The organism is Priestia sp. YIM B13486 (genome assembly GCF_042787865.1).
Classification (GTDB): domain Bacteria; phylum Bacillota; class Bacilli; order Bacillales; family Bacillaceae_H; genus Priestia; species Priestia megaterium.
On sequence record NZ_JBHZOZ010000006.1, the window covers coordinates 283,620 to 309,369 of the forward strand.

The window sequence follows — 25,750 nt, forward strand, 5'->3', positions numbered from 1 at the left end:
CTTTTATAAATGCACCTTTGGCTTAATGCCTTTAAGTGACAGTAATTTGACGTGGTAACTAAATAGAAATTCATAGGCTTCTAGCGCTTTTTTTGTTTCAAATGCATTTTTCCCCCATACCGTAATCCCGTGATTACGAATCAAAATCGCGCCTTGATCGCCTTTTATATGGTGAGAAAACTCTTCTGCTAGTGTCGGAATATCTGCGTAATTCGGAATAATCGGAACAGTAATTTCCGCATCTTCTTCCCAAATGCCTAGCGCCTTAATAATTTCTTGACCTTTGAATGAAATAACGCCTTCATCTCCGTACAGTTCAGAGATCACGTTGTTGTCGATTGTATGTACATGAAGACTGCACCCAGCATTCGTTAAATCGTAAATCTTAACGTGTAAAAGCGTTTCAGCAGAAGGCTTTAAATGCGTGTCTTCTGCAGGCTTTCCATATTGATCAACTAATAAAAAATCTTCATTTGTGCGTTTTCTTTTATCTTTTCCACTTGCTGATACAAAGAAAGTTGTCGGGTTTTGATCCACTTTAATCGCTAAGTTTCCGCTCGTACCGAAGAACCAATCGCGCTCTGCCAGCTCATCTTTTATATCTGCAAGCTCGTGTAATCGTTGCTGAGCCATAATACTCATGCTTTCACCTCTTCTGTTAATTCTTGTAAATGGTGAATGACATCATAAAAAGTAGAAAAAGGACGATACGGTAGAGATAGCTCTTCACATTTTTCAATTAAAAAGTCACGTGCAATGACCGTATCAGCTAATTTGGCAGCCTGCAAATCCGTAATGGAATCGCCAATAACAACCGTATGATCTCTTTCATCTGCAAGATGGCGAATAATCGTTGGCTTACAGCAGCCGCAGTCATTTGTACACTGTTTATCACATGTATGAGGCCACGTAATGGAAATATGCTCACCGGAAAAATCAGATCCGTTGCAGTAGAGCATTTCCTCTGCAACTCGATTTCCCAAAAGTGGTTTTACAAAAAAGTCAATTCCTCCGCTTACAATATAAAGCGGAATATGGTGTTCTTTTGTATAGGCAATAAAATCATCAAATCCATCTCGAATAGCAGACGTCTCTAAAATATAAGAAATAATATCTTCTTTTAATTCCACTGGGAGCAAGGCAAACATTTGCCCAACTCCTTCTTGAATGGAGACGCGCTGTGCCAACACGTCGTCTTTAATACTTTCCCACTCCGGAGGAGCAAATTGTTTCATAATAGCAATAATGTTATCGCTATTTGTAATTGTTCCATCAAAGTCACAAAAGATTTTTAACGATGTCATGCTTTCACCTCTACTGTTCCCCATAGTTGCAAAGCTTTTTGCAACTCTTTTGATTCTTCAGCTTTTTCGGCTAGTGTTTGATGAGAGAGTACTGCATCTATCGCCGCACGGAAGGCTTTTCCTCCTCCGATAGCTCCGTCTGGATGACCGTGAACTCCGCCTCCTGCATTAATAATGCTGTCGATTCCAAAGTCCTTCACAAGCTGCGGTACCATTCCAGGATGAATTCCTGCTGAAGGAACCGGGAAAGACTGCTTATATTTGTATACAGGACGCGTTAATTCGTAGGCAATGCCTGTCGTATCTTCAAGAGAAAGCGCTACGCTTCCGTATGGTGATGGAAACAGTGAGAAATCTGCTCCGGCTAAACGCAATAGCTTTCCAAGCAGCAATGAATTTGAAAAACCGTAAAACTCTGATGGCGTAAGCGCTCCGCTAACAGCTGGGTGTGCCATAATCGGCAAGTTAATTTCATCGTCTTCTCGAAGTGCCTGCAGTACGTCTAACCCGTAAGCAAATACGTTGAATAAAAGAGCATCGGCTCCTAGCTCAGCTGCTTTTCTCGCTTTTTCTTTTAACTCAAACGTTCGTCCCGTTAAATTAACAGCATACAGCGTGCGGTGTCCCGTTTTTTCGTATACTTCATTCAGTACTTTTTTCCCTTCTGTAACGCGAGCTTCAAAAGGTGTTCGTTCACTATCAAACAAAATCTCGTCGTCTTTAACCAAATCCACTCCGCCAAGCGCTTGCTCACGCAGCTGAGTTGTTAAGTACGTCATACCTCTTCCAATCACGCCTTTAAAAATACTCATCACAAGCGGACGGTCATAAACGCCTAGTTTCTCTCGGATACCTTCTATTCCAAAGCGCGGTCCTGGGAATTCAGCTAATAATTCATCAGGAAAATCCAAGTCTAATAATTTCACTTTTCCATCAAGTGATAGTTTTCCGAAAACCGTAACTAAAATAGCCGGTAAATCTCTTGAAAAGTTGGCAGTTGGATAAGCAATTTTGACAATAGCCTGCTTAATTTCTCCGCCTAAATATCCGTTTACACGTTCGCAATCTTGAAGCTCAGTTACGGACACGACGCGCCCTTTATGCTTTTGAAGCTGTTGCTGATCTAAAAGCGGCAGATCTGTCCATGAGCCGACGGTTAGTCCTAAAGCAATTCCTTCCGCTTTTTTATGAAAATTTCCTTTATTATCATGTAGTAAGTAGCTTGCAACGATTTCGCTCATTATGCTAAAAACTCCCTTGCTGTTTAATATCGTTAATAAAAAAAGCCTCTTCTGTGATTAAGAAGAGGCTTTCGTTGCTCTTCTTATCTCTCAGCTGCTGCTGCAAGAATTAGCACCGTGCTTAACATGCGTTAAGTCGGTTGCCGGGCTTCATCGGGCTAGTCCCTCCACCTACTCTTAATAAGAAAGTTGCTATTTATTTAAATTGAATTCGTAGATTATATACTAAATAAAAAATACCGCTAGGATTTATCGGTTATTAATCTCGTTAACTTCTTACATATTAAGCCAACTCAAAAAGGATTGTCAATGCGTTTTTAAAATAAATTTAATTTTTTTATTCGAGATACAGCTTCTCTCATTCGTTCTTCATCCGTCAGCAGTCCTACGCGCACATAGCCTTCCCCATATGTTCCAAAGCCTACACCAGGAGCAACTACAACGTGGGCTTTTTCAAGGAGTAAATCTGAAAACTGTTCGGAAGTATATCCTTTAGGAACTTTTAGCCATGCAAAAAAGGAGCCTGCTGGAGATGTAACATCCCAACCAATTTCTCGAAGCCCTTGAATAAAGGTATTGCGTCTAGATTCATAGCGCTTAACTAAATCATTCACACATTGTTGAGATTCCAACAGAGCTGCGGCTGCTGCCTCTTGAACCGCCCCAAAGAGACTGACATACATATGATCTTGAAGAAGATTAATAGCTTCTACTACACTTTCATTTCCTACAGCAAATCCAACTCGCCATCCCGCCATGTTATACGTTTTAGAAAGAGTATAAATTTCAATTCCCGTCTCTTTTGCACCAGGAGTCTGTAAAAAACTGATTGGCTTTTTACCATCAAACCCAATTGCTCCGTAAGCAAAGTCGTGTACCACACAAATATCGTGCTTGGCAGCAAACGCCACGGTGTCTTCAAAAAATTCTGCCGTTGCCACTGCACCAGTAGGATTATTCGGATAGTTTAAAAACATGAGCTTTGCCTGTGCTTTAGCACGTTCACTTATCTCTTCGTATACGGGTAGAAAATGATTTTCAGCCGTGAGAGGCATCACTTCCATCTTGGCTTTTGCAAGCTCTACTCCAGACCAGTAATCAGGATACCCAGGATCCGGAACCAGCACCGTATCTCCAGGATTTAACAAGCACTGCGGGATTTCAACAAGTCCACCCTTTCCGCCAAATAAAATAGCTACTTCTTTTTCAGGATCCACATCAACGCCATATTCTCGTTTATAAAAAGTCGCAACGGCCTCTTTTAAAAACTGGTGCCCCCGAAATGGAGAATATTTATGATGCATAGGATTAGCACTTGCTTTTTGCAGTGTTCCTACAATATGTGAAGGAGTAGGCTGATCAGGATTTCCCTGCCCTAAGTTAATAACGTCGTGCCCTTGGGCCATTACTTTTCCTACCTTGCCCACAAGTGATGCAAAAAATTGTTTTGGTAAACTTTTTAATAGTTCCGATTGCTCAAATTGTTTCATCATCGCACACCTTCTCAAAAAATTCTTGAAATTCTAGTCACAAATAATATATTGTAATACTCAACTTGTAAAGTCATTTTTTTCAACTACTAAAAAAAGGACGGATGATAAAGTGAGTGTAAAAATTACGTGTTTGCAGCTTGATATTGCGTTTGGAAACCCAACTAAAAATCGAAAATATATCGAACAAAAAATGACGGAAGCCCTGAAAGAAAACCCTGATATCCTTGTGCTTCCTGAGCTATGGGATACAGCTTATGATTTGACGCGGCTAGACGAAATTGCAGATGATGAAGGACAGCAAGCCAAGCAATTAATCTCTCAGTTTGCTAAAACGAACGAAGTAAATATTGTGGCAGGTTCGATCGCGAAAAAAACAGAGCAAGGCGTCACGAATACGATGTATATTTTTGACCGAAAAGGTCGTGAAGTATCACAATACAGTAAACTGCACTTATTTAAATTAATGGATGAACACCTGTATTTAGAAGCAGGAACAGCAAAAAATCTTTTTACACTTGAACAGTCACTGTGCGCAGGAGTTATTTGTTACGATATTCGTTTTCCAGAATGGATTCGGGTTCATACTAGCAGCGGAGCAGAAGTCTTGTTTGTTGTCGCTCAGTGGCCGGCTCCAAGACTTGCCCACTGGAAAGCCCTACTCATTAGCCGTGCAATCGAAAATCAATGCTATGTAATCGCATGTAATCGTGTAGGCCAAGATCCTAATAACACATTTGCCGGACATTCCTTAGTCATCGATCCGTGGGGAGAAATAATCGCTGAAGCTGGCGATAGCGAAGAACTTTTAAGTGCTGACGTTAACCTGGAACTTGTAAAAGAAATTCGTAAACAAATTCCCGTCTTTACAGATCGCCGTACAGAATTTTATTAATTATGTATTGACAGCCGTTTTTTTGCATGATACGATTTTCACCAGATATCATAAAATATTCAAACAAATCAAAATTGAATAAGTAATCGTACTCTTATCAAGAGTTGGCTGAGGGATTTGGCCCTGTGAAGCCCAGCAACCGACCGTCATTCCATCCTAAGATGGATCACACCCGTAAAACATGTTTTACAAAGGCACGGTGCTAATTCCAACAGAAAGTAATTTTTTCTGGCAGATAAGAGGTTTGAACACTACAATCAAGCCTCTTTCCAACGAAAGAGGCTTTTATATTTTCTAAAATTATAAAAGCCTCCATATATTCTTAAACCTATTAACTTAGTAAACAAATCAGTTTAATAAACTATGGAGGGATTCCGATGTCAACAACAAAAACAGAGAAATATCACCCTTTAACAGAAATTTCAGCAATCAAACTTGTGAAAAAGCTAGGTCTTTTTGATGCCACAGAAGCACTGACTGCCCGTGAAATTGGTGACGGCAACTTAAATCTCGTCTTTCACATCATAAATGATCAAACAAATAAATCCATCATCGTCAAACAAGCGCTTCCCTATGCAAAAGTTGTAGGCGAAAGCTGGCCTCTATCCTTGAACCGTGCCACAATTGAAAGCAATGCGCTCAAGCAATTCGGTGCATTTACGCCAGAACTTGTGCCCGCTGTTTATTACCACGATGAAACGCTTGCTGTTACGGTCATGGAAGACCTGTCTCATTTAACGATTTCTCGCGCCGGACTTATTCAAGGTGAAAGTTATCCTCTGCTCTCACAGCATATCGGTTCTTTTTTAGGACATATTGCGTTCAAAACGTCTGATTTCGCCTTAAAACCTCAGGATAAAAAAGAAGAAGTTGTTAAGTACAGCAACCCCGACTTATGCAATATTACGGAAGATTTAGTTTTTACAGATCCTTTTTTTGATATTGATACAAATGAATTTGAAAAAGCGCTGCGTCCTGATGTAGAAGAATTGTGGAATGATGGTGATGTAAAGCTACAAGCAGCAAAATTAAAATATAAATTTTTAACAAATGCGCAAACGCTAATCCACGGTGATTTACATACAGGCAGCATCTTTGCTAGCAGTCAAGAAACGAAAGTGATTGATCCAGAGTTTGCTTTTTACGGTCCGTTTGGATTCGATTTAGGGCAATTTGTTGCGAATTTATTTTTAAATGCTCTTTCTCGAGAAACAAATCGCGAACCGTTATTTGCACACATTACGAACACATGGAACGTATTCAAAGATACCTTTACTGCGCTTTGGCATTCTGAAAACACTGAACCTTTCGCTAAAGATGAGCGCTTATTACATGAAATTTTAACGCAAATGTGGCAAGATGCTGTTGGATATGCAGGATGTGAAATCATTCGACGTACGATTGGCTTAGCTCACGTAGCGGACTTAGACGAAATTTCTTCAGAGGAAAGAAAAATTAACGCTAAACGTACTGCGTTAAAAATTGGACGCTATTTGCTTCTGCACCAACAAGACGTTTCACCAAATGAATTTGAACATTTACTTCGATAACGAATAATGTACACAATGAAAGGATCGGTATCAGCATGACAAATACACTATCACTTCCGCGCTCAGTGGAATGGAATGAATCATATATTACTTTATTAGATCAGCAGCAGCTTCCTGGCAAAGTTGAATATATTAAGCTGCAAACCATTAAAGACGTATGGGATGCTATCACTACCTTGAAAGTACGCGGAGCTCCTGCAATTGGCATTACGGCGGCTTTTGGTCTTGCTCTTTCTGCGCTTAGCTATGACACAGATTCAGTCAAGGAATTTAACAAAAAACTAGCTCTTGATCAACAGTATTTAGCTAGTTCACGCCCTACTGCCGTCAATTTATTTTGGGCATTGGAGCGCGTAGCGAAAAGCGCTGAATCCGCTTCGTCCGTTAATGAAGCTAAAACAAAAGTTGTTCATGAAGCTATTCAAATTCAAGTAGAAGATGAGGAAACGTGCTACCGAATTGGAGATCATGCTCTTTCTTTATTTAAAAAGAAAGATAAAATCATGACAATATGTAATGCTGGTTCAATTGCTACAGCTTATTATGGAACAGCCTTAGCACCTTTTCACTTGTCTAAGCAGCGCGATATTCCGCTTGAAGTATTTGCCTGTGAAACAAGACCCGTTCTTCAAGGTTCTCGCTTAACAGCCTGGGAACTTCAGCAGTCGGGAGTGGACGTGACGCTGATTACGGATAATATGGCCGCTCATACCATTAAAACAAAAGGAATTAATGGGATTATTGTAGGTGCTGACCGCATTGCAGCAAATGGCGATACGGCTAACAAAATTGGAACATATGGACTTGCTCTTTTAGCGAAAGCATTCGGTATTCCATTTTACGTAGCAGCGCCGCAGTCCACATTTGATTTATCTATTCAAGACGGCAGCAGCATCCCTATTGAAGAACGTTCACCTAAAGAAGTAACGCACATTGGAGATACACAAATTGCTCCAGACGGAATCTCTGTGTACAATCCAGCTTTTGATGTGACGCCAAGCGAACTGATTACGGCCATTATTACAGAGCATGGAATTATCCATTCCCCGTCTTTGGAATCCATTCAAAAAGTTTTGCTGCAATCTGCTCAATAAAAAAAGCCGCTGCTATGCGGCTTTTTTTTGTTGAGCACTGGTTTTCACCTGCATTTGTAACACAATTGTAACAGTACTCTCTTCTTTTTCTACATATATTATAGGGGATTCTTTTTGAATAAGGGGGAGTAAATATGAGTTCAGAGCAAAAAACGGATAAAAACAAAGCGCTGAATCGTAAGCAACACTATCAGCTATTCGATTTATCCAAAGATGAAGAACTAAATTCCCTTCCTTCTCCTCAGCAAATTGACGGTGTTTTTGTGCAAGGAGAAGGCTGGAAATTGGACGGTGAATAGTTATTTTAACTCCAGAGCGCCTTTTGCTACATTTCTTTCAAGCATTAATAGTTTCTCTTTTATATGAGTTTGGGAACCAGCATAACCTGTTAAAGCTCCATTTTTTCCAATCACACGGTGACAAGGTAAAATAATAGGCAGTGGATTTCGACGATTCGCTTGTCCCACAGCCCTTACGGCTTTAGAGCGATGAACAGACTCCGCTACATCACTATAAGACCACGTTTGTCCATAAGGTATACCTTTAAGCGTTAACCATACTTCTTTTTGGAAGTCTGTTCCTTTTATATCCAAAGGCAAATCAAATGTTAACGTGCGCCCTTCAGCATAATCCTGCAGCTGTCGCTTTGCTTCTTTCACATGATGATAATTTTCGTCATGGACAAGTTTTTTAAGCTGCTCGTTATGATCATCGCTATCAAACCAAATATGTTGAACCCCTTTTTCCGAGGCTACAATATAAATTTTCAAATCAGAAAATAAATTCATTTCTCCGTAGTACATATTTTTTATCCTTTCTAATTAAGCTGGAAGAATAACATGAAAAGCTGTGCCTTCTCCTATTTTGCTTTCCACTTCAATTCGCCCTTTATGTTCTTCGATAATTTTATATGAGACCATCAAACCGAGTCCCGTTCCTTTTTCTTTTGTCGTATAAAATGGTTCTCCTAAGCGCTTGATGCGCTCTTCGGGCATTCCGTCCCCTTGATCTCGAATGGAGACCGTCACGTAGTGCGGCTCTGTAGAGTAAACTTCAACAATAATTCTTCCTCCGTTTGACGTGACTTCAATTGCATTTTTAATGACATTTATTAGTACTTGCTTAATTTGGTTCGGCTCGCAGTATACCATTGGCAGCTGAGGAGACACACTTAGTTCAAACTGAATATTTTCTAAAAGCGCTTGAGCATTTAATAAATCAATCGTTTCTTTAACAACCCCAGCTAGATTTTTCTTTTCAAACTTTACGGCCTGTGGCTTAGCGAGTACGAGAAACTCTGTAATAATGGTTTCAATTCTTTTTAATTCGGATTTAATAATATCAAAATAAAGAGAGTGATCTTCTTGAATGCTGCTTTCTAACAGCTGCACAAACCCTTTTAAAGCTGTCATCGGGTTGCGGATTTCATGCGCAATCCCAGCTGCTAACTGGCCGACTACTTGAAGCGTATCCGATTTTCGAATCTGCTCTTGCATTTGATTTCGTTCCGTTACGTCTCTTAAAAGCGTCATATATAGACCTGGCAAGATATCTTTTTTCGTGGAAAATTCGATATTTTTAACTTTTTCGTTCCCCGTAACGTACGTAATCTCTCCTTCTGCTTCCCCTTTTTGCTCAATCGTTTCTTTATGCTCAATGACCGCATCTAAATTCGCTGAAGAAATAAAATCCTCCATGGAGTGCGCACAAATCTCCTCTTTGCTGAGTTCTAGAATATCACAAAGAGAAGAATTTACATCAATAATATTTCGCTTGCCGTCCCATAAAACTAACCCATCGATCGAACCATTAAAAATCTGTCTGAATTTCTCTTCGTTATTCCGAAGCTCCTGTTCGATTTTTGTACGTTCACTGATGTTTCGAAAAATCGTTAAATGGTCTCCTTCTATAATGCCTTTTTTCCCTGTGAATTCCAACTGTTTGATTTCTCCATTTGGCATGTAAAAAGGAAGCTGATTACGAATTTCTCCTTTTGTTTGAAACGTTTGGAGCACCTTTAACGCACTAAAGCTTTTTGTATCGATAAACGTATACAAATTGCTTCCAATTAATTTGTTTAACGGCAGCTCAAATGTACGCGAAGAAGCAAGATTAGCGTTCAAGATTTCACCATCATCTCTCCAAATCAAGATCGCTTCAATCGCATTTTCAAAAATAGCCCTGAAATTTTTTTCGCTTCTCAACAGCTGCTGCTCCATCAGCCGTTTTTCCGTCACGTCTCTCATAATGGACATATAGTATTGACTGTATATATTAGCCGTTGTGGTAAATTCAAAAAAAGTAACGTCTCCATTTTCGAGCCTGATCGGTAGCTCACCGCTTGTCTTTCCTTCTTGATGCAGAGTTCTCCATAATTTTTTCACCTTATAATGATAAGTAGGTTCTACAAGCTCTTCTAATGTTTTGGTTAGAAGCTGTGCTCTTGTATAATTTAATCTTTCGCAAAATGAAGGGTTCGCGTCGATAAGCTGACCCGTGCGATCAAAAATGACAATTCCGTCTACCGCTTCATTAAATACATCCATAAACATATGATGACTAATAAACCGTTCATTTTCCATCATTTTGTGCTGCGTAATATCCCGAAATGTACACACAATAATGCCCGACATGTGACTATGTTTGTGTGAAGTAAATTCAACATGTTTCATCATGCCGCTTCGAAGCGTCATCGCGCCTTCATATTTGAAATAGCTTTCTTCTAAGAGTGCTGGATAATACGCTTCAATCATGTCATACGGAAAATACATCAGAAAATCTTTCATTTGATACGTTAATAGCTCATCCTTTGTTTTTTCAAACAGCCCGCAGGCTGATTCATTTGCATTTATAACTTGAAAATACTCATCAAATACGACAATGGCATCTAATACGTCATTAAAAATAGCTCGTAGCTGCTGTAATTCACCTTGCTGCTTTTGCTCAGCTTCAGATGTTAATTCTCTGTGTGGTGACATGCTCATTGCTCCTTTCTTTTGCACTTCCCATTTCCCCACCTTTTATCTATAGACTTAGTATTCTACAAGATTTGCTTTTTACCTTTTTAAAATTAGCCACGTTTATTCAAAATGCGACATTTCTTCACATTCTCCCGCTATTTAAAAATGAAGCATGAATAAAAGAGGCTGAGACATAACAAAATGAATCCGATCTAAAGACGAACAAATGAGATGCATGAGCTAGCTGAACCGCTTGTGACACCGCAGCTGATTTCCGTGCAAGACTCCGCTTTCCGCGGGCGGACGGTGAGCCTCCTCGTCGCTTCCGCTCCTGCGGAGTCTCATCTATTCCGCTTTTCCCGCAGGAGTCTTCGCCTTGCCCTCCAATCAACTGCTAGAAGGAATGAAACAGCTAAAACCTATGCTCAACATAACAAAGAAAACGAACCGTGAATCAAACATGTTGATTCACGGTTCGTTTTTCACTTCGACTAAAATGCGTTTGTCACAGCCTCATCGATCATTCACTACAATATAAGTGGCTTGAATAGGTCCATGCACACCAACGACTAAATTCATTTCAATATCAGCTGAATTGCTCGGTCCCGTAATAAAGTTAATGCAAGAAGCAATCGTTTCTCCTCGCTCTACTTTTTCATGAATCATTTCAGCGGCTTGTGTCATGCGAGGAACAATTGAGCTTTGAGGAATGATTGCAATATAAGTGGCGGGCAGCAAACTGACCGATCGTCCTTTTTCAGCGCTGCTGAACAAAACAACTGTGCCGGATTCCGCTAGCGTCAAATCACTGAAGGTAATGCCAACATTTGCTTGTTCAGCTAGTTTAATATTCTCATCGCCTTTTGCAGAATTCCATACATGAAGGCTACTGCTTGTTTCCCATTTCTCCATCAGCAGATTCAATCCATATTCGGAAAACCTAGGATCATCCCACGTGCTCACAAGACCATTTCCATAGTTCGCTACGGCTTCCTCAAGGACAGCTGGCAAGTGTTGTGATGATGTTTCTACATAGCGAGTATGAATACGTTCGCAATGGTTTTCAAGCTCTTTCTTTAATTGATCCGGCGAATAGCTGCGGTAAACCTTATGCTGAGGAGCATGCTTCCATTGTGGCCTTACTACGCCGTTTGTTCGCCTGCTTCTCTTAAGATTAGCAGCAATATTGTCTAAAAAACTGTCTCTATTTTGAATGCTTCCGTTCATCATTATCACTCCTTTTATCAAACCAATCTCGTAAGCGCTCTTTTGTAGGCGCTGGAAACTCTCTGCTTTCCGTCCACGCTTTTAATGGACCAGGCCCTTTGGAAATACTGCTTCCTGACATAAAAGGAGTAAGAGCTGCCGGTGCTACTTTAGCGCCCACTGTATATAGAGAAGAAGAAGCTGCTCCCAAGCCAAATGCTTTCATCGCCAGCTTTTCCGAAATAGGTGCTTTTCCTTCTTTTTCCACAATTCGCTGACGGTGCTTGTGCAATAGCTCATGCAGCGGAATTTTGACCGGACAGGCATCTGTACAGGCTGCGCATAGCGTTGAGGCATATGGAAGCTCTTTGTAATCTTCATAGCCTCCAAGCAAAGGAGATAATACAGCTCCAATCGGACCTGAATAAATAGATCCATATGAATGTCCTCCAATATGGCGATACACGGGACATACATTCACACATGCCGCACAGCGAATACACTGTAAAACAGATTGAAACTCAGTTCCTAAAATCGCAGATCGTCCGTTATCTACAATCACTAGGTGAAATTCTTCCGGTCCGTCTACTTCCCCTGGAAGTCTAGGTCCCGTAAGTGCCGTTACGTAACTTGTAAGCCGCTGACCTACTGCACTTCTAGTTAACAGGCTTACCAACACTTCAAATTCTTCAAATGTTGGCACAATTCGTTCCATTCCCATCACCGTAATCTGCGTTTTAGGGAGGGCGGTCGTTAGCCTTGCATTTCCTTCATTGGTAACAAGTGAAATAGATCCAGATTCTGCAATCGCAAAATTACATCCCGTGATGCCAATATCCGCTGATAAAAATTCTTTTCTCAGCATTTCCCGGGCATGAAGGGCTAGTTCTTCAGGTTTTTCTGTTTTTTTATAAGAAAGCTTTTCCTGAAATACATCTCTAATTTGTTCTTTATTTTTATGAAGTGCAGGAGCTACGATATGAGAAGGCGGATCGTGATCATCTACTTGCAGAATATATTCTCCTAAGTCCGTTTCAATAACTTCGCAGCCCAGTTCTTCTAATGCAGCGTTCATATGAATTTCTTCTGTAACCATTGACTTGGATTTAACCACTTTCTTTGCCTGTTTTTGCCTCGCTACATTTTTTATGTACTCATTCGCTTCTTCAGCTGTTTGAGCGAAAAAAACGTGGCCTCCGCGTTTAGCCACATTATCAGTGAGCTGTTCTAAATAGTAATCTAAATTTTCAAGCGTATGCTGACGAATTTCTTCCCCAAGCGCTCGCCATTCTTCCCAGTTTCCTAACTCTTCTGCCGCATCTAATCTACGGCTTCTTAAGCGCTCTTGAGCACCTGAAACCGCAAAGCGCATAAACGCATTATTGACTCCATCATCAACACGTTTTTTAAACTGATCGTTTCCTATTTTCATAGACATTTGGTATTCTCCTTTCTTTACATTCTGCTATTTAACACTTCAGCGATATGCATCACTTTTACGGGCTGTCCTTTTCGTTCAATTCTTCCTCCAATATTCATAAGACAGCCGCAGTCGGCTCCAATTAAGTACTCTGCGTTTGTCTTAGCTATACAGCCCACTTTTTCATCGACCATTTGTTCGGAGATTTGCCCCATTTTAACCGAAAACGTCCCGCCGAATCCGCAGCAGTTATGACTGTTTTCAAGGTTTTCCATTTCAAGACCCTTTACATTGTTTAATAGTGTAAAAGGTTCTTTTTTTACGTTTAGCAAACGCGTCATATGACAGGAAGAATGATAAGTGGCTTTACCATTTAAACTGGCTCCCACGTCTTCAACTTTTAAAACGTTTACAATAAAATCCGTTAGCTCATACGTTTTATCAGCAAGCTTCACGGCAGGTTCATGCCATGCAGCATCACCTTCAAAAAGATGAGGATACTCTTTGAACATTGTCACGCACGATCCAGACGGAGATACAACGTATTCTGCATGCTCAAACGCTTTTATCATGTTTTTCATCGCTTCTTTTGATTCTTTTACGTAACCGCTGTTATACGCAGGCTGCCCGCAGCAAACTTGGCTCTTTGGAAAATCCACTTCGCATCCTAATCGTTCTAACAATTCTACCGTCGCTTTTCCTACATTTGTTTGAAACATATCAATCAAACATGTCGCAAATAAAGATACTTTCATCATTTGCTCCCTCCAAGCTGATCATTTTACTTCTTTTAGTTAACAGGTCATCAGATGACTTAATGCTATTATACTCCTATGTTTTTCTAATTTCACTAGTTTTTCAAAAATACCTTTCTTTGTTTGCTATCTTTTTTTATAAAAAATAGGAAATCGAGACATAACTGAATCATTTCAATCTAAAGACAAACAAATCGGATAAATGATTTAATTTGGATTACTTGTTAGAGCGCGGTTGATTTCCGGGCAACTGCTAGAAGAAACGAAACATGTGAAACCTACGTTTGCCATAACATTAAAAAGATCTGACCGGTGAAGATTCTCTATCAAGAATCTTCACCGGTCAGATCTTCCTTTAACTAAACTACTTTTGTCTTAGCTTCTTACTTATTTATTTCCAAAAATCATCAAATACTGTGATTGGTAATTGGCGTTTATGCTGCGTTTTTAAGAAGTGACCTTCAATGACGTTACTTGCATGTTCACCTACATCTTTGCCTTCTAAATAATCGTCGATTTGCTCATACGTTACGCCGAGCGCTTCTTCATCCGGAAGCTGTGGACGATCTTCTTCCAAATCAGCCGTTGGTTTTTTCATATATAGATGCTCAGGACAGCCTAATTCTTTTAGCATTTGTTTTCCTTGTCGCTTGTTCAGACGGAAGATAGGTACTAAGTCAGCTCCTCCATCACCGAATTTTGTATAAAACCCTGTAACAGCTTCAGCAGAGTGATCCGTTCCGAGTACGACTCCGCTGTACATGCCCGCTACCGTATATTGCGCAATCATTCGTTCACGTGCTTTTACATTTCCTTTGTTGAAGTCGGAAACTTTATCATCTGCCGCTTCTTCAACAGCAGAAAGCATCGCATCTACTGCTGGTTTTACGTTAATAGAAATAGATTTTGTTGGTTGAATAAAAGCAAGTGCATCTTGACAGTCTGCTTCATCTGCTTGCACACCGTATGGAAGACGAACAGCAATAAACTGATAGCGCTCTTCTCCGGCCTCTTCGTTCAACTCATTAACCGCTAGCTGCGCCAGCTTTCCCGTTAACGTAGAATCTTGGCCGCCGGAAATACCTAGTACAAACGAACGTAAAAAAGGATATTTGTTCATGTAGGATTTCAGAAAATCAACGCTGCGGCGAATTTCTTCCACGGGATTAATTTCTTTTTGGACGTGCATTTCTTCAATAATTTGCTTTTGTAGCTCTTTCATAAAAAAACTCTCCTCTCATTACTAGCTGACGGAATCTACACAAGTACGGTATCAGATAGTAACTTGCTTCTAGTCTCTTCAATATTTTGCATTTTGTTATCCCAGCAGTTTGTACTCAAGTCTACCGGATACTCTGTAGGACGAAATACATCTTCGTTCGATTTTGTAATGACTTTGTAGTCATCCCATAGATGCTTTAAGTTTTGTAAGCAGTAGGCTCTCATTTCTTCAATGGTAGGCTGCTCGTACACAAGCTTTCCCTGCGCAAAGATTGGCTGGTGAATTTTACGTGCGTTAAAGTTCGTGACAAACTTGCTGACGTGTGTATGAATCGGATGAAACATTTTTAAATGCTGCTCTTCATTCGGCACTTCGTCTTGCATCGTAATATAATCACCTTCCCATTTGTGGTTCACTTGATTTACAATTCGGTATACCTCTTTTAAACCAGGAGTGGAAATTTTCTCTGGATTTTCTGACAGCTTAATCGTATCCACCATGTTTCCATGATCATCTTCAATCGAAACCAGTTTGTACACCGCTCCTAGCGCAGGCTGATCAAAAGATGTCATGAGTTTTGTTCCAATTCCCCATCCATCAATTTTGGCACCTTGCGCTTTCAAATCTAGAATGCTGTACTCATCGAGATCATTCGAAGCAAAAATTTTCACATCATGATAGCCAGCTTCATCCAGCATTTTTCTTGCTTCTTGAGAAAGATATGGAAGTCTTCCGCTATCTAATCGAATACCGATAAAATTAATGCGATCTCCCATTTCTTTTGCTACTTTAATAGCATTGGGAATACCTGATTTTAACGTATTATATGTATCTACTAAAAAGATACAGTTACGGTGTGATTCCGCATACTTTTTAAACGCGCTGTACTCATCACGATAGACTTGAACAAGCGCATGAGCGTGAGTACCGGACACAGGAATTCCAAATACTTTCCCCGCTCTGACATTACTGGTTGCATCAAAGCCTCCAATATAAGCAGCTCTCGCTCCGTAAAATGCAGCGTCCATCTCGTGTGCTCTTCTTGAGCCAAATTCCATAAGCTGATTCGTACCCGTATGCTCATATAAATTATCTTCTCCCGCGGCTAGGCGAATACGCGATGCTTTTGTCGCAATCAGCGGGTGGAAATTTAAAATATTTAAAAGCGGCGTTTCAATAAGCTGCGCTTCCGCTAAAGGAGCGTCAATTTGCAGCATCGGTTCGTTAGCAAAAATCATTTCGCCTTCTACAACCGAACGAACATTACCGCTAAAGCGAACTTGCTTTAAATAGTCGATAAACTCCGCTTCATAATGCAATTCTTCATATAAATAATCTAAGTCCGTTTTGCTAAACCTAAAATTAGCAATAAAATCAATTACTCTTTCTAGCCCGGCAAACACAGCATAACCGCTTTCAAACGGCATCCGACGAAAGTAAGCTTCGAATACAGAACGGCGTTTATGAATATGGTCTTTAAAATACGTATGTGCCATATTCAGTTCATATAAATCTGTATGCAAAGCTAAACTATCATCTCTATATTGCTTTTTCATACTTTGTAACCCTCCATTTGACAATCCTAGTTTCTATTATGTAAATCTTTTCACAATAGAGCAAGCATAAATTATCGGAAGGTGCTTGAATTTTAGTTTTTCTGTTATTTGGTGCACACTTTTCTACCTGAAATGGCATTATTTTTCTTCTGGTATGTATTTCATTAACACGTGTTCAACATTATCAAGATGACTCATCATAAAATGCTGAGCATCTTCTGCATGCTGAGAAAGAATAGCTTCATAAATTTGCTGATGCTCTTTATAAATCCGTTCAGCTGTTTTTTCTTCCGCATAAAGCCAGATGCGTCTTGTCTCTTTCATCGTTTCAATCATCATTTCTGATACGTTATTCATAAGCTTCACTAAAAGAGGGTTTTGCGATGCTTTGGCAATGGCTAAATGAAAAGCAAAATCTGCTTTCTCTCCCAGCTCTTCATTGCCAAACGCTCCTTTCATTTGTTCCAGGCTATCGGACAGCTGGTTAAGATCCGCATCCGTTCGCTTTTGAGCTGCCGCTCGAACAGCCCCAATTTCTAATACTTTTCTCACTTCAAGCAAATGTTCAATATCATTTTTATTCATTAATACAGCGCTAGTTACAGGCAAAGACAGCATATCAGAGTTAAATTCGCGTACAAATGTGCCTTCTCCTTGCTTCATCTCCAGCAGCCCCATCGCCCGCAAAGCGCTAAGAGCTTCACGAATAGCTGAGCGCCCTACCTGAAAGTTTTCTGCGAGCTGCTGCACTGAATCCAAACGGTCACCAGGCTTTAAACTGCCTTCTTTTATATTCTCAAGAAGCGTTTCGGCTACTTCTTCATATATTTTTTTTGGCTTAATTCGCTTATATTCCACGTTTTCCACCTCATTTTTTTCGTTCACCAAGGTTTACATTAACCGAGACTCTTTCTTCTTTTACGTTTCTGTTACATTTTACCGAAATCCTTTCCCCTCCACAACAAAAGTGGCAAGGTATTTATACTTTATTTCTCAAATGTGCTAAAATAGTAAATTGATTTCATATTACGAGTTAAAAGGAGCTTTTTGAATGAACATTGTTGTCAGTACATTGAATGCGAAGTATATCCATACTTCTTTAGCCCTTCGATGTTTAAAAGCCTATGCAGAGCCTGACTATAAAGTGGATATGGCCGAATATACGATTAAAGATCCTGCTATGAACATTGTCACGGATTTATATAAACGCAACCCAGATATTATTGGTTTCAGCTGTTATATTTGGAATATTGAAGAAACGATTAAAGTCGCCCAAATGCTAAAAAAGATCAATCCCGAGCTCATCATTATATTCGGTGGACCAGAAGTAACCTATGATGTAACTCACTGGCTAGAGCGTATTCCTGAAGCTGACTTTATCGCTATTGGTGAAGGAGAAGAAACATTCAAGCAGCTGTTGGACGAACTTCACGGAGAGCGTAAGTTTGAAAACGTAAGCGGCGTGGCTTTCCGAAAAGAAGGAAAACCAGTTGTAAACCCGCAGCGCAATAAAATTGATCTGCGCGAAATGCCTTCTCCTTTCCGTTTTGAAGAAGACCGCCAAGAACTTTCAAAACGCGTTGTATATATTGAAACAAGCCGCGGCTGTCCGTTTAGCTGTCAGTTCTGTCTCTCTTCTATTGAAGTAGGCGTTCGCTATTTCGATAGAGAAAAGGTAAAAGAAGATATTCGCTATTTGATGGATAACGGAGCGCGCACGATTAAGTTCGTAGACCGTACGTTCAACATCAGCCGCAGCTACGCCATGGAAATGTTCCAATTTTTAATTGATGAACATCGTGAAGGCACCGTATTTCAATTTGAAATTACTGCCGATATTATGCGCCCAGAAGTTATTCAGTTCTTAAACGATCATGCGCCAAAAGGATTATTCCGCTTTGAAATTGGCGTTCAATCTACAAATGATGCTGTCAATGAACTAGTCAAACGCAAACAAAACTTTAAAAAGTTAACGCGTACCGTAACAATGGTAAAAGAAGGCGGAAAGATCGATCAGCATTTAGATTTAATCGCGGGACTGCCAGACGAAGATTATAACTCATTTAAGAATACGTTTAATGATGTATTTGCACTTCGCCCTGAAGAGCTTCAGCTAGGCTTTTTAAAAATGCTTCGCGGCACTGGCTTACGCTTAAGTGCGCCTCGCTATAATTATCAATACATGGATCAGTCGCCTTATGAGATTTTAAGCAATAACGTCTTGCCATTTTCAGATGTCGTACGTATTAAACATGTAGAAGATATTTTAGAAAAGTTTTGGAATGACCATCGAATGGATGAGACAATAGAGTTTTTAGTTGAGCACTGCTATGATACACCTTTTGATTTCTTCCAAAACTTCGGGACGTATTGGGATGAAATGGGCTGGGTTCGAATCGGCCATCAGCTTGAAGATTTATTCAGACGCCTTAGACAGTACATTGAAACAGAGAATTTTTCAAATGAAGAAATGATTGAAGGGTTTATGAAAATTGATTATTTACAAAACCAAAAGCATAAGCCTCGTAAACCTTGGTGGGACGATAAAGTAGAAAAACAAGTCCGCTCTCATTACTATCAGCAAATGCTTGCTAATCCTTCTATTATGGGACAGGCTTTTGAAGCTGAACAGCTTGCTGAAAAAGAATTATACAAGCACACTGTTTTAGAGATTCTGCCATTTGACTATATGTATTATAAACAAACGGGAAAAATAAATGAACAACCATCTGTTCTTCTTGCTTATTATGATCAAAAAGCAAATGATACAAAACTTTATTCGGCACCTGTAGAGGCATTTGGCCTTCCAGTTGTAAGCTAAAACCTCGGATACCCGAGGTTTTTTTCTTTAACATTCTTTTTTCTTTTCATGCTCTTTATCAGACTTTGTCTTTCCTAGGGATTCATATATTTTAGCTGCGTTGGGATCGCCCATTTCCGCTCCAAACTCTTCTTGCAGTAATTGTTTTTGCTTTGCTTCGGTGCTTGCGATGTGCTTATTTTGTTGTTTATGTTTGCTCATTGTTACTTACCTTGCTTTCCTTTTTTGGAATTACGATTCGCGCCTTTAGCTGGCTCCTCGCCGCCAGCATATTCAGCAGCAAATTCTGCATCTGAAAGGCTCTCTTTTGGTGTATTATTGTTAGTCAGTGCTGATTTGTACCCTACTTTACGCTTTGCCATCATCTATCCCTCCTATGCTTGGAAGTCCATTGAACTTCCTTTTCTTAGAATGCACTTTCTGATGCGTAATATAAGCAGAAAAAGCTGTAAAAAAGCGGTTGAAACATAACGAAATTACTTTAATCTAAAGACAAACAAATGGGATAAATGAGTTCATCTGAACCGCTTGTGACACCGCTGTTGATTTCCGTGCAAGGCTTCGCTTTCCGCGGGCGGTCGGTGAGCCTCCTCGTCGCTTATGCTCCTGCGGGGTCTCACCTGTTCCACTTTTCCCGCAGGAGTCTTCGCCATGCCCTCCAATCAACAGCTGGAAGCAGGTAAAAATATGAGACCTATGTTTACCATCATAAAAAATCCGAACGAGCTTGATTAAGAATTAAGCTCGTTCGGATCCTTCTTCAACTAACATATTTTTACCTCAGCCTCTTTTATCCAATAATAATACGTTCTTTCGGATAGTGATAATCCGGTCCAGACGTTGGACGGCGAAGCATTAAAATAAATGAAAACATGCCGATTCGGCCAATGAACATTAAAATCATAATAACGCATTTACCGATATCAGAAAGCCCTCCTGTAATTCCCATTGATAAACCTGTTGTCCCGAAAGCTGAACACACTTCAAAAATAAGCTCAATGAGAGAAAAATGTTCTGTAATACTTAAAATAAGAAGAGAAATCGAGCAAATGATTACGGCTAACATCGATACAGCTACTGATTTAATAATGTCGTCTTCATGAATTTCGCGGCGAAAGATTTTAATCGTCTTATTTCCTCTGACGTAATAAAACAGGAAAAGAATATTTAATGCAAACGTCGTCGTACGAATTCCTCCCCCTACTGAGCTCGGTGAAGCACCGATAAACATCATCGCACTCATCATAATTAACGTAGGAAGTGAAAACTCATTAATATTCATGGTCGCCACTCCTCCGCTCCTTGTGGCAGCGGATTGGAAAAACGCATAAAAAAACGATTCATCCCAGGACTTATCTGCTAGAAATCCTGAATGCTCTAGCACAAGAATCAAGATTGTTCCCCCTGCTAACAGCAGAAAAAACATAATGGTCGTTAGCTTCGTAAATAGCGAAAATTGAAATTTACGCTTATCTTTAAATGTTAAAAAATAGTGCTTAATTTCAATTAATACAGGGAATCCAATCGCTCCAAGCGTAATTAAAATAACGGTTACCACTTGGACAAAATAATCATGGGCATACGGAATAAATGAAGATCCTGTAATATCGAAGCCAGCATTTGTTGTAGCGCTGACAGAAGCAAAGAAACCATGCAAAAACGCATCTGTCCAGCTCGAATAATAACGGAGAAAATGTAATCCTAAAACAATGGCGCCAACTAGTTCAATGGCAAAAATAATAAATAAAATATTTCTCATCAAGTCAACTAATCCTGATAAGCGGGATTGGTTATGGTCTGTCATAATGAGCTGACGTTCCTTTAAACCGATTTTTTTACCCAAAATCATCCAAATAAATGTACTGAGTGTCATTACACCAATACCACCGATTTGAAAAATAAAAGCGAGCAAAAAATAGCCCGTCGTACTAAATGTATCCGGAGTAGAGACAGGTGTCAGCCCTGTTACACTTACCGCACTAACGGCAATAAATAAGCGATCAATAAATGCTAACTTCACTCCCGGCTTTAAAGCTTCTGGAATACTAAGTAATAGAAATCCAAGCGTAACAGCCACTATGTAAAATGTAACAATAATTTGAGCTGAAGACATCTGCCTGACTCGTCGTTTCCATGGTTGCGGCATAATCTGACATTCCTTTTTGTTATAATACTAATAGTTTTCTTCTTTCTTCTCAAAGCATACTCATTGTTACACGGATTGCAATATCCATGTAAAAAATCCCATGTTCAAGAAGGTGACTACATTAGTATAAAAGAAGTCACCTCACTTGTCATTAGATATCATATATTCCAGCAGCCCGCATAAAGAACCGTCAATCAATATTGTCTGTTTACAAAAAAAACGAGGTTGAGACATAATTAAATGAATCCAATCTAAAGACGAACAAATGGGATCCATGAGCTGAACCGCTTGTGACACCGCTGTTGATTTCCGTGCAAGACTTCGCTTTCCGCGGGCGGCCCGTGAGCCTCCTCGTCGCTGACACTCCTGCGAGGTCTCACCTGTTCTGCTTTTCCCGCAGGAGTCTTCGCCTTGCCCTCCAATCAACAACTAGAAGCAACTATATATTTGAAACCTACGTTTACCATAACAAAAAAACGAACCACTAATATCAGTGGTTCGTTTTTCACTTTGGCTAAAATACTTTTGTCCCAGCCGCGTCTTTATTTTATTTAGAGCGTTTTTCTAGCCAATCGCCGATTGAAGGATATGTTTCCTTCACTGCTTTTGGACCAAATACAACAGATACGTGACCTGTTTGCAACAATTTGTACTCTTTATCTTCACTTGAAACAGCGTCCATTAAAGCTGCCACTTGATGCGGCATCGCAATATGATCACGGCTAGCAGCAATGTTTAAAATATTAGCTTTAATATTTTTCAAATCTACTTTGCGTCCGCGAACTTCAAGTTCACCATTGATTAATTTATTTTGTTGATAGAAGTCACGAATCCACTGACGATAAGCTTCACCAGCAAATGGGATTCCGTCAGCAACCCACTTTTGCATTAGCTTCCAGCTTTCAACAAACCGCTGATTTTCCGAACGGTCCACCAACGTTACATATGGGCCATAGAAATTCGTGATTGGCTTTAACATCTTGTTTCCAAAGTCAATCATCTCTGGAGGGATGTTTCCGAATGTATCTACTGCTTTATCTAAATTAAAGTAGCGATCGTCTAGGAATGCTCCGTATAAACCTGTATCCGAAAAATCAAATGGACTTGTCATAAAAATTAAGTTTTTAATCGGCAAGTCTTCATTTAATGCAGCAAAAATAGATGTCATAGTTCCGCCCATGCAGTAACCAAGAACAGACAAATCAGGAGATTTAGAAGTGCGCAGCACCTTTTTCGCTGCTTTTGGAATATAATCTACAATATAATCATCTAGCTTCATATTGCTGTCTTCAAGCCCAGGAGTTCCCCAGTCAAGCAAATACACGTCAAAACCGCGGTTCAATAAGTATTCAACAAGGCTGTTTCCAGGTGTTAAATCCAAAATATACGGTTTATTGATCAATGCATATACGAGTAAGATTGGTGTTTTATGCAGGTTATCTTTTACTGGCGTATAGCGGTATAATTTCGCTTTGTTCTTTTTCCAAATAACCTCTTTTGGTGTTAATCCAACTTCCGGTTCCGCTTCTGTTGTCATAATTTCATATGCACGCTTAAAACGTCTTGCAGAACTTTTATATTCACTTGGCATTGATTTGATTAATTTTTCCCACTCTTGCACGTAAGGAATTGCCACGAATATACACACCCTTTCATTCCATTAGTAGTTAGTTAACAAGCACAGCCCCGACAAAAGTCAGGGCCAGCATTTATTACATGTATAAGCCGCCGTTAATGTTTAACTGTTGTCCTGTAATGTACGCGCCGTCTTTTGCTAAGTAAACAACTCCACGTGCAATTTCTTCAGCGTGGCCTAAGCGACGAGTTGGGATTTTTGCTACAACTTTTGCACGAACTTCTTCCGGCATTGCCATTACCATTTCCGTTTCAATAAATCCTGGGCAAATTGCATTAACTGTTACGCCTGACTTAGCTAGCTCAAGAGCTAATGATTTAGTGAATCCTAGCATACCTGCTTTAGCAGCTGAGTAGTTTGTTTGACCAAATCCGCCCGCTTGACCAATAATTGATGAAATATTGATAACACGACCACCTTCAGATTCTAAAAGGTGCGTTAGCGCAGCTGATGTTGTGTTGTATACGCTATGTAAGTTTACATCAATTACTTTTTTCCAATCTTCTTCACCTAACTTCTTGAATGAACGGTCGCGCGTAATTCCAGCATTGTTTACTAGAATGTCTAATTGACCAAACGCAGCTTTTGTTTCTTCGATTAGGTGTTTTGCTTGATCTACATAAGACACGTCAGCTTGAACCGCAATAGCTTCTCCGCCGTTGTCTTTAATTTCTTTTACGATTGCTTCTGCAGATTCTTTACTGCTGTTATAGTTTACTGCTACTTTTACTCCATTAGAAGCAAGCTCACGTGTAATTGCTGCCCCGATACCTTTAGATCCGCCTGTTACGATTGCTACTTTACCTTGTAATGTTGTCATGAAAAATTTCCCCCTTGCTTCTTCAGCTATGATTTTTACTGTAAATACAGCAGTTAATGTTGTTATAAAATCCCCTATACCTTACTTGCGAGCTGGCTGCTCAGTTTTTTGAGCGTTTGATGGTTTTGCTTCAGATTTAGCTTCTGCCTTTGGCTTTTCAGCTAATTTTTCTTGTTTTTCTAACAGCTGAGCCTGAAGCTGCTCACCTTGAGTTTTAATTTGTTTTTGAATAGTTTCTTTTAACTCGTCTTGTGTTTTTTGCTGCCCTTCAAGAAGAGATAAAACTTTGTCGAGTTTTTTGTCTAACGATTTGACATCAGATTTCAGCTTAGTTACATCTTTTTTCAAAGCAGATGCACTTTCTTGCTGTGCTTCTAATTCATCAAAACGATCGTCAAATTGCTCTTCTAATAATTCTACTTTTTCTTCCACATTGATGACTAATGACGCAACGTTTGCTACATCTTCTTTTGTTGGTACATTTACTTGGTGCAGATAGCGCCCCGTTACTTCATTTACTGCTTGTTGATATTGAAGGTTCATATTTAGCACATTTCCCATGAGCTGGGAAAATTCTTCACGATTCATATTGTCCCCAATAACTTTACCCCAGTAAGATTCGGTTTTGTCATATACGTCTTTCCATGCTTGAAACGGATCAAATACTTTTTGCTGTTCCAAAACTCCATCTCCTTTCTTGTGTACGTTAAAAGTGATGGCTTTCAATATGGACACTTAATGTGACAAGCGACATATTAGAAGCTCTAAGTAAACGCAACCAATTTTGCGTTTATTTATTGGATAATGTAAATCTTTTCACAATTCACTTACCAACAAATTATAAATGTTATAAAAATTACCTACATGTACTATTATAAATACGTTTTCCAAAATAAACAATTCTAAATCTTTGTTTATTTTTGAATTTTTTTGACGCTTTTTGTCGAAATCCAAAAAATCGTTCTTTTTTCCTGTATTTGAAAGACCTGTTTTAAAGTGTTGACAATTTTTTCATCTAGGTGTAAATTACACATATGGAAAACAAATTCTCTTTTTTCGAAGGGGTGATTACCTTGGGATCAAGTGAAAAAGATAACACCTCTAATTCAAACAACTTAGAAAAATCGATTAGCGGTGCACCAAAAAACTTGATGGTTCCTTTTCTTCTTTTAAGTTTAAGAGGTTGGAATCTACATGGTTACAAGCTCATTCAGCAACTAATGAGCTTTGGATTCACATCAGTTGATCAGGGAAATGTCTACCGCACGCTGAGACAGCTTGAAAAAGACAACTTGATTACATCGCAATGGGATACGTCAGCTGAAGGACCTGCACGCCGGATTTATTCATTAACAGATGCCGGCGAACAATATTTAAGCATGTGGGCTAATTCACTTGAACAGTATCAAAACATGTTAGATTCATTTTTTCACATGTATACCGACATGTTGTTCCCTTTTAGCTCTTCTTCTTCTAAAAAGTCAAAAGAATCAAAAGAGGAAGAAAACGATTAAAGGGATTCACGCAGTACATCTGCGTTTCCTAATATAATGTTAAATTTCACGGTCAACCAGCGAGCGCGGAATGTTAGGTTTATCACACAACTACGAATTTCTTCTTTAACGTTTTGTTCA

The 25,750-nt window shown here is 39.6% G+C and carries 27 protein-coding genes and 2 riboswitches; of the genes, 6 read left to right on the forward strand and 21 right to left on the reverse strand.

The window, feature by feature from the left end; genetic code table 11:
* Positions 1 to 3 precede the first annotated feature (3 nt).
* From ACFX4G_RS18000 to ACFX4G_RS18015, 4 genes are all read right to left on the reverse strand, one after another.
* Positions 4 to 642, reverse strand: coding sequence for a methylthioribulose 1-phosphate dehydratase (locus ACFX4G_RS18000; RefSeq protein WP_013082222.1), 639 nt, complete (start codon positions 640 to 642; stop codon positions 4 to 6).
* A complete protein-coding gene (locus tag ACFX4G_RS18005; RefSeq protein ID WP_028407890.1) occupies positions 639 to 1,304 on the reverse strand; it encodes a 2-hydroxy-3-keto-5-methylthiopentenyl-1-phosphate phosphatase in 666 nt (221 codons plus the stop codon). Before ACFX4G_RS18005 ends, ACFX4G_RS18000 begins: the two co-directional genes overlap by 4 nt.
* Positions 1,301 to 2,545, reverse strand: coding sequence for a 2,3-diketo-5-methylthiopentyl-1-phosphate enolase (gene mtnW / locus ACFX4G_RS18010; protein ID WP_097824025.1), 1,245 nt, complete (start codon positions 2,543 to 2,545; stop codon positions 1,301 to 1,303). Before mtnW ends, ACFX4G_RS18005 begins: the two co-directional genes overlap by 4 nt.
* A gap of 80 nt (positions 2,546 to 2,625) precedes the next feature.
* Positions 2,626 to 2,732, reverse strand: a riboswitch (SAM riboswitch).
* Positions 2,733 to 2,862: 130 nt separating this feature from the next.
* Positions 2,863 to 4,035: a pyridoxal phosphate-dependent aminotransferase gene (locus ACFX4G_RS18015; RefSeq protein ID WP_097824026.1), complete on the reverse strand. Its 1,173-nt coding sequence runs from the start codon at positions 4,033 to 4,035 to the stop codon at positions 2,863 to 2,865.
* Positions 4,036 to 4,147: 112 nt separating this feature from the next.
* Here ACFX4G_RS18015 and ACFX4G_RS18020 point away from each other — a divergent pair, with 112 nt between their 5' ends.
* From ACFX4G_RS18020 to ACFX4G_RS18035, 4 genes are all read left to right on the forward strand, one after another.
* Positions 4,148 to 4,930: a carbon-nitrogen family hydrolase gene (locus tag ACFX4G_RS18020; RefSeq protein WP_013055956.1), complete on the forward strand. Its 783-nt coding sequence runs from the start codon at positions 4,148 to 4,150 to the stop codon at positions 4,928 to 4,930.
* Between the two features lie 91 nt (positions 4,931 to 5,021).
* Positions 5,022 to 5,172, forward strand: a riboswitch (SAM riboswitch).
* A gap of 135 nt (positions 5,173 to 5,307) precedes the next feature.
* The gene (gene mtnK, locus ACFX4G_RS18025) at positions 5,308 to 6,480 is read left to right on the forward strand and encodes an S-methyl-5-thioribose kinase (RefSeq protein ID WP_097824027.1); all 1,173 of its coding nucleotides are present in this window, start codon (positions 5,308 to 5,310) and stop codon (positions 6,478 to 6,480) included.
* 35 nt (positions 6,481 to 6,515) lie between these two features.
* The gene (gene mtnA, locus ACFX4G_RS18030; protein WP_043979675.1) at positions 6,516 to 7,574 is read left to right on the forward strand and encodes an S-methyl-5-thioribose-1-phosphate isomerase; all 1,059 of its coding nucleotides are present in this window, start codon (positions 6,516 to 6,518) and stop codon (positions 7,572 to 7,574) included.
* A gap of 134 nt (positions 7,575 to 7,708) precedes the next feature.
* Positions 7,709 to 7,873 (forward strand): hypothetical protein, encoded by a 165-nt coding sequence (locus ACFX4G_RS18035; protein ID WP_013082215.1) that lies wholly within the window; start codon positions 7,709 to 7,711, stop codon positions 7,871 to 7,873.
* On the opposite strand, the gene ACFX4G_RS18040 is transcribed toward ACFX4G_RS18035, so the two are convergent.
* From ACFX4G_RS18040 to ACFX4G_RS18080, 9 genes are all read right to left on the reverse strand, one after another.
* Positions 7,874 to 8,377 (reverse strand): methylated-DNA--[protein]-cysteine S-methyltransferase, encoded by a 504-nt coding sequence (locus ACFX4G_RS18040; protein ID WP_097824028.1) that lies wholly within the window; start codon positions 8,375 to 8,377, stop codon positions 7,874 to 7,876.
* Positions 8,378 to 8,395: 18 nt separating this feature from the next.
* Positions 8,396 to 10,552: a PAS domain S-box protein gene (locus tag ACFX4G_RS18045; protein ID WP_255255729.1), complete on the reverse strand. Its 2,157-nt coding sequence runs from the start codon at positions 10,550 to 10,552 to the stop codon at positions 8,396 to 8,398.
* 124 nt (positions 10,553 to 10,676) lie between these two features.
* Positions 10,677 to 10,925 (reverse strand): hypothetical protein, encoded by a 249-nt coding sequence (locus ACFX4G_RS18050; protein WP_377575980.1) that lies wholly within the window; start codon positions 10,923 to 10,925, stop codon positions 10,677 to 10,679.
* Between the two features lie 122 nt (positions 10,926 to 11,047).
* A complete protein-coding gene (locus tag ACFX4G_RS18055) occupies positions 11,048 to 11,761 on the reverse strand; it encodes a LutC/YkgG family protein (protein WP_318331133.1) in 714 nt (237 codons plus the stop codon).
* Positions 11,739 to 13,178 (reverse strand): LutB/LldF family L-lactate oxidation iron-sulfur protein, encoded by a 1,440-nt coding sequence (locus ACFX4G_RS18060; RefSeq protein WP_318331098.1) that lies wholly within the window; start codon positions 13,176 to 13,178, stop codon positions 11,739 to 11,741. The genes ACFX4G_RS18055 and ACFX4G_RS18060 overlap by 23 nt, the downstream gene beginning before the upstream one ends.
* A 17-nt stretch (positions 13,179 to 13,195) precedes the next feature.
* Positions 13,196 to 13,915, reverse strand: a complete 720-nt coding sequence (locus ACFX4G_RS18065) for a (Fe-S)-binding protein (RefSeq protein ID WP_029325071.1) — start codon at positions 13,913 to 13,915, stop codon at positions 13,196 to 13,198.
* 391 nt (positions 13,916 to 14,306) lie between these two features.
* Positions 14,307 to 15,137 (reverse strand): ammonia-dependent NAD(+) synthetase, encoded by an 831-nt coding sequence (gene nadE / locus ACFX4G_RS18070; RefSeq protein ID WP_013082209.1) that lies wholly within the window; start codon positions 15,135 to 15,137, stop codon positions 14,307 to 14,309.
* A gap of 35 nt (positions 15,138 to 15,172) precedes the next feature.
* A complete protein-coding gene (locus ACFX4G_RS18075; protein WP_377575985.1) occupies positions 15,173 to 16,693 on the reverse strand; it encodes a nicotinate phosphoribosyltransferase in 1,521 nt (506 codons plus the stop codon).
* A 138-nt stretch (positions 16,694 to 16,831) separates the two neighbouring features.
* Complete coding sequence (locus ACFX4G_RS18080; protein WP_014461089.1) at positions 16,832 to 17,551, reverse strand: FadR/GntR family transcriptional regulator; 720 nt, start codon at positions 17,549 to 17,551, stop codon at positions 16,832 to 16,834.
* A gap of 193 nt (positions 17,552 to 17,744) precedes the next feature.
* Here ACFX4G_RS18080 and ACFX4G_RS18085 point away from each other — a divergent pair, with 193 nt between their 5' ends.
* Entirely contained in the window at positions 17,745 to 19,514 is a 1,770-nt protein-coding gene (locus ACFX4G_RS18085) for a B12-binding domain-containing radical SAM protein (protein ID WP_097824034.1), read from the forward strand.
* Between the two features lie 27 nt (positions 19,515 to 19,541).
* Here ACFX4G_RS18085 and ACFX4G_RS18090 read toward each other — a convergent pair whose 3' ends face one another.
* From ACFX4G_RS18090 to phaR, 8 genes are all read right to left on the reverse strand, one after another.
* The gene (locus tag ACFX4G_RS18090; RefSeq protein ID WP_164797379.1) at positions 19,542 to 19,715 is read right to left on the reverse strand and encodes a hypothetical protein; all 174 of its coding nucleotides are present in this window, start codon (positions 19,713 to 19,715) and stop codon (positions 19,542 to 19,544) included.
* Between the two features lie 2 nt (positions 19,716 to 19,717).
* Complete coding sequence (locus ACFX4G_RS18095; protein WP_025749458.1) at positions 19,718 to 19,876, reverse strand: hypothetical protein; 159 nt, start codon at positions 19,874 to 19,876, stop codon at positions 19,718 to 19,720.
* Between the two features lie 124 nt (positions 19,877 to 20,000).
* Positions 20,001 to 20,180, reverse strand: coding sequence for a hypothetical protein (locus ACFX4G_RS18100; RefSeq protein ID WP_377575989.1), 180 nt, complete (start codon positions 20,178 to 20,180; stop codon positions 20,001 to 20,003).
* Between the two features lie 124 nt (positions 20,181 to 20,304).
* Positions 20,305 to 21,660: a TrkH family potassium uptake protein gene (locus ACFX4G_RS18105; protein WP_034653579.1), complete on the reverse strand. Its 1,356-nt coding sequence runs from the start codon at positions 21,658 to 21,660 to the stop codon at positions 20,305 to 20,307.
* 141 nt (positions 21,661 to 21,801) lie between these two features.
* Positions 21,802 to 22,086, reverse strand: coding sequence for a hypothetical protein (locus ACFX4G_RS18110; RefSeq protein WP_255255730.1), 285 nt, complete (start codon positions 22,084 to 22,086; stop codon positions 21,802 to 21,804).
* A 121-nt stretch (positions 22,087 to 22,207) separates the two neighbouring features.
* Positions 22,208 to 23,296, reverse strand: coding sequence for a class III poly(R)-hydroxyalkanoic acid synthase subunit PhaC (locus tag ACFX4G_RS18115; protein ID WP_013055939.1), 1,089 nt, complete (start codon positions 23,294 to 23,296; stop codon positions 22,208 to 22,210).
* A gap of 76 nt (positions 23,297 to 23,372) precedes the next feature.
* Positions 23,373 to 24,116 carry an acetoacetyl-CoA reductase gene (phbB, locus tag ACFX4G_RS18120; RefSeq protein WP_014461095.1) on the reverse strand — a complete coding sequence of 248 codons (744 nt, stop codon included), beginning with the start codon at positions 24,114 to 24,116 and terminating at the stop codon, positions 23,373 to 23,375.
* 81 nt (positions 24,117 to 24,197) lie between these two features.
* The gene (gene phaR, locus ACFX4G_RS18125) at positions 24,198 to 24,797 is read right to left on the reverse strand and encodes a polyhydroxyalkanoic acid synthase subunit PhaR (protein ID WP_013055937.1); all 600 of its coding nucleotides are present in this window, start codon (positions 24,795 to 24,797) and stop codon (positions 24,198 to 24,200) included.
* Between the two features lie 353 nt (positions 24,798 to 25,150).
* Between phaR and phaQ the strand changes: the two genes are divergently transcribed.
* Positions 25,151 to 25,630 carry a poly-beta-hydroxybutyrate-responsive repressor gene (gene phaQ / locus ACFX4G_RS18130; protein WP_013082201.1) on the forward strand — a complete coding sequence of 160 codons (480 nt, stop codon included), beginning with the start codon at positions 25,151 to 25,153 and terminating at the stop codon, positions 25,628 to 25,630.
* Positions 25,631 to 25,750: the final 120 nt, after the last annotated feature.